Genomic DNA, 3704 nt, shown 5'->3' with positions numbered 1-3704 from the left:
CTTGAGCAATTTGAGGGCTCCGCGCCCGGCGCGCTTGCCCAAAACGAAACCAACGAATATGAAAACCAGACCCGCAGACTCTCGTTATGAATGAGGGAGCCTCGGGGGGCAGGTCACTGCTCATGCACACTTCCCACATGCAACATCGAAATTCGCCGCTCTCACCCGAAGCCTGGCTCAAGGATCTCTTTGCGTCGAAAGCGGTGCAGCAAGGCGCGGTAATCCGTCGCAAAGCACGTGATGTGGAACGCTTCGCAGGAATGCATCGTTTTATGGCGGAGATTGAACGTCGCGGATATCAGGTAGCTGAAAATTCCGGTCAGCTGGTCATATTCTGCAATCAAGCGCCCGTTCGTTGGCTGACCTCGGGGGTACCGCTTTCTTTGCAAGAAAGCGGCCCGAAATCTTCCGAAGATTTCGCGTCAGCAATCATGCACCGTTCATGAAAACCGCGGGCAAATACCTGCCTAAGATTCATCCGCTCTAACTGCAACGATGGTTCCTTGTGCAGCAGCACAGAGCTTCTCTTCACCATTCTTATCGCAAAAATATCGCAACGACAAACAGCCTGACTGCGCCCATGCGAAACGACATGCGCACGGGCGACAAGTCTCTCTCCGATTGCTGGGCGGACATAGTTTATCTTGATCTCAGAGGTCAGCACATTGCCCAGAACCGAACCGCCGGCAAAGGTCAGAGTGTTGTCTGCCAGATAGGCGACCATACCACCATGCACAAACCCATGCTGTTGCAACAAATCGACGGTGATATCGACCGAAATTTCAGCGGTACCATCAGCAAAAACCATCAGCTCTGCGCCAACCAATCGGGAGAATGGTTGGCTATCTAGCACATCCTTCGCTGCTTCGAGTTCCATCGGTAACCTCCATTTTTCATGCGTAGTATGAACGAAGGAGGCCTTGCATCCATGTTGACCAAAGGTAAGGTATGCTTCTCAATGGTGCGGCACTACCCGATAACTTTTTGAGTTATCGTATCATTGAGCCCCAAAATGCAAAACAGTCGGGATAGTTCAAAATGGATGTCTACACCGCTGTCCAATCCGTCACCGATGCAGAGAGGTTCATTGAATTTCTGGACGCTCTTCGCTCAGACTGGGAGACTGCCGTCACCAGAACGGTAGCTTCTTCGAATGAAGACTACACATCAGATGCTTGGGAAAACACGACTATCGGTGATTTTCTCGAAGCATCTGTTGCTGGCGCGCGAGATCACAAAGTAGGTCAAGCCGGGGGAAAGTTGGTCCACCATAGTGCCTGGAGGCAAGCCGCCGAAGTCATACTGCTTGGCAAGGTCTATGAATGAACCTGCAGTGGCTGACTTCAATGAGCAGAACAAAAAAGCCCCGGTCCTTTCTGAGGGCCGGGGCTTAGGAGCGTTTGTTTCGTACAAGCACGAAGACTATTCCATCAAAGACCGGTGGTCACGTCGATGGTATTGCCTTCTTCAAGGGTCACATAGGCTTTCTTGACATCCTTGCGGGTGCCAAGCTTGCCGCGGAACCGCTTGCTTTTGCCTTTGGTGATCGTGGTGTTGACCGCCTTCACCTTGACATTGAACAGGGTTTCGACGGCTTCCTTGATCAGCGGCTTAGTCGCCTCGGGCGCCACTTCGAAAACCACGGCACCATATTCGGATGCCATCGTGGCTTTCTCGGTGATCACCGGCTTGCGGATCACATCGTATAGTTCGGCTTTAGCGGTCATGACAGACGGGCCTCCAGTGCTTCGACGCCGGATTTGGTCACGACCAGAGTGCCCGCGCGCAGGATGTCATAGACATTCGCACCCATGCTTGGCAGCACATCGACGCCATCGATATTGCGCGCGGCCTGAGCGAAGTTTTCATTCACCTCAGCCCCGTCAATGACCAGCGGCTTTTTCCAACCCAGCTTTTTCAGCGCAACGACCAGATCTTTGGTCTTGCCATCCTTCAGCTCTGCAGCGTCCAGGATAACCAGCTCACCCGCAGTTGCTTTGGCCGACAGCGCATGGCGCAGACCAAGGGCGCGGAACTTTTTCGGCAGGTCATGGGCGTGGCTGCGCGGGGTTGGCCCCTTGTAGACACCCCCCTTGCGGAAGATCGGCGCCTTGCGGGAGCCGTGGCGTGCGCCGCCGGTGCCCTTCTGGCGATAGATCTTCTTGGTCGAATAGCTGACCTCGGACCGGGTTTTGACCTTATGCGTACCGGCTTGACGCTTGGCCAGCTGCCAGCGAACAACACGCTGCAGGATGTCCGCACGCGGCTCAAGGCCGAACACGTCATCGGACAGATCGATCGAGCCTGCCGCACCAGCGTCCAGTTTGATCACATCGGTTTTCATTTGTCCTCGCCCCCTTCATCGGCGGCATCAGCCTGGCCGTCCTCGGCAGGCGTTTCGGTTGCGGCTTCAGCCTCAGCAGCTTCCAAAGCAGCCTGTTCCGCCTCGGCAGCGGCCTTTGCGGCAGCTTCCTCTTCCGCGGCTTGGGCGGCGGCGGCTTCTTCGGCAGCCCGTTTGGCTTCTTCGGCAGCAGACTTCAGGGCTGCTGGCAAAATGGCATTATCCGGGAACGGCTTTTTGACCGCATCCTTGATCGTCACCCAGCCACCTTTGGAGCCGGGAACAGCGCCCTTGACCATGATCAGGCCACGCTCTGTGTCGGTCTTAACGACCTGCAGGTTCTGCGTGGTGACCCGGACAGAGCCCATGTGACCCGCCATCTTCTTGCCTTTGAACACCCGGCCAGGGTCCTGACACTGGCCCGTGGACCCGTGAGAGCGATGGCTGATCGACACACCGTGACTGGCCCGCAGACCACCAAAGTTGTGACGCTTCATTGCCCCGGCAAACCCTTTACCGATCGAGGTGCCCGCGATGTCCACGAACTGACCCTCAAAGTAGTGATCAGCAGTAAGCTCTTCGCCCACACCAATCATATTGTCAGGGCTGACACGGAACTCGGCCAGTTTACGCTTCGGCTCTACCTTCGATGCCGCGAAATAGCCGCGCATCGGTTTGGAAGTGTTCTTCGGACGCGCAGCACCCGAGCCAAGCTGAACGGCGGTATAGCCATCCTTTTCAGCGGTGCGCTGAGCCACGACCTGGCACCCTTCCATGGCCAGAACGGTGACAGGGATCTGCCGTCCGTCGTCCATGAACAGGCGGGTCATACCGATTTTCTTTGCCAATACTCCAGAACGCATCAAAATGCCTCCCTCAGAGCTTGATCTCGACATCCACACCAGCCGCAAGGTCGAGCTTCATCAGCGCGTCCACGGTCTGGGGGGTCGGATCTACGATGTCCAACAGACGCTTATGCGTCCGGATCTCGAACTGTTCCCGGCTCTTCTTGTCGACATGCGGACCACGAAGAACGGTAAATTTCTCGATCTTATTCGGTAGCGGGATAGGGCCGCGCACGCGCGCACCGGTCCGCTTGGCTGTATTCACGATCTCCGCCGTGCTGGTGTCCAGCACACGGTAATCGAAGGCTTTCAGCCGTATTCTGATGTTTTGACTCTGCATCACGTGCCTCTCGGGCCTGGCTTGATGCGGGGCAGGCAACCTGCCCCGCGATTGTTACGATCACTCTATGATTTTGGATACGACGCCTGAACCGACGGTGCGGCCGCCTTCGCGGATGGCGAAGCGGAGGCCGTCTTCCATGGCGATCGGGGCGATCAGGTCCACGGTGAATTTCAGG

Annotated in this window: 7 protein-coding genes; 1 reads left to right on the top strand and 6 read right to left on the bottom strand. The window is 56.4% G+C overall.

Annotated elements, in window-relative coordinates; genetic code table 11:
• Positions 1-340 precede the first annotated feature (340 nt).
• The gene (locus ACW9UQ_RS18405; RefSeq protein WP_458932449.1) at positions 341-877 is read right to left on the bottom strand and encodes a PaaI family thioesterase; all 537 of its coding nucleotides are present in this window, start codon (positions 875-877) and stop codon (positions 341-343) included.
• A 161-nt stretch (positions 878-1038) separates the two neighbouring features.
• Here ACW9UQ_RS18405 and ACW9UQ_RS18400 point away from each other — a divergent pair, with 161 nt between their 5' ends.
• A complete protein-coding gene (locus ACW9UQ_RS18400; RefSeq protein WP_458932448.1) occupies positions 1039-1326 on the top strand; it encodes a DUF7660 family protein in 288 nt (95 codons plus the stop codon).
• A gap of 104 nt (positions 1327-1430) precedes the next feature.
• Here ACW9UQ_RS18400 and ACW9UQ_RS18395 read toward each other — a convergent pair whose 3' ends face one another.
• From ACW9UQ_RS18395 to ACW9UQ_RS18375, 5 genes are all read right to left on the bottom strand, one after another.
• Positions 1431-1727, bottom strand: coding sequence for a 50S ribosomal protein L23 (locus ACW9UQ_RS18395; protein ID WP_458932447.1), 297 nt, complete (start codon positions 1725-1727; stop codon positions 1431-1433).
• Positions 1724-2344 (bottom strand): 50S ribosomal protein L4, encoded by a 621-nt coding sequence (gene rplD / locus ACW9UQ_RS18390; protein WP_458932446.1) that lies wholly within the window; start codon positions 2342-2344, stop codon positions 1724-1726. The genes ACW9UQ_RS18395 and rplD overlap by 4 nt, the downstream gene beginning before the upstream one ends.
• Positions 2341-3207, bottom strand: coding sequence for a 50S ribosomal protein L3 (gene rplC, locus ACW9UQ_RS18385; protein WP_458932445.1), 867 nt, complete (start codon positions 3205-3207; stop codon positions 2341-2343). The genes rplD and rplC overlap by 4 nt, the downstream gene beginning before the upstream one ends.
• A 10-nt stretch (positions 3208-3217) precedes the next feature.
• Positions 3218-3526 (bottom strand): 30S ribosomal protein S10, encoded by a 309-nt coding sequence (gene rpsJ / locus ACW9UQ_RS18380; protein ID WP_458932444.1) that lies wholly within the window; start codon positions 3524-3526, stop codon positions 3218-3220.
• 60 nt (positions 3527-3586) lie between these two features.
• The coding region (locus ACW9UQ_RS18375; RefSeq protein ID WP_458930858.1) for an EF-Tu C-terminal domain-related protein at positions 3587-3704 on the bottom strand (118 nt) is incomplete at its 5' end.

The sequence above is a fragment of the Halovulum sp. GXIMD14793 genome (assembly GCF_054457435.1).
This window is presented reverse-complemented; position numbering and strand designations above follow the sequence as displayed.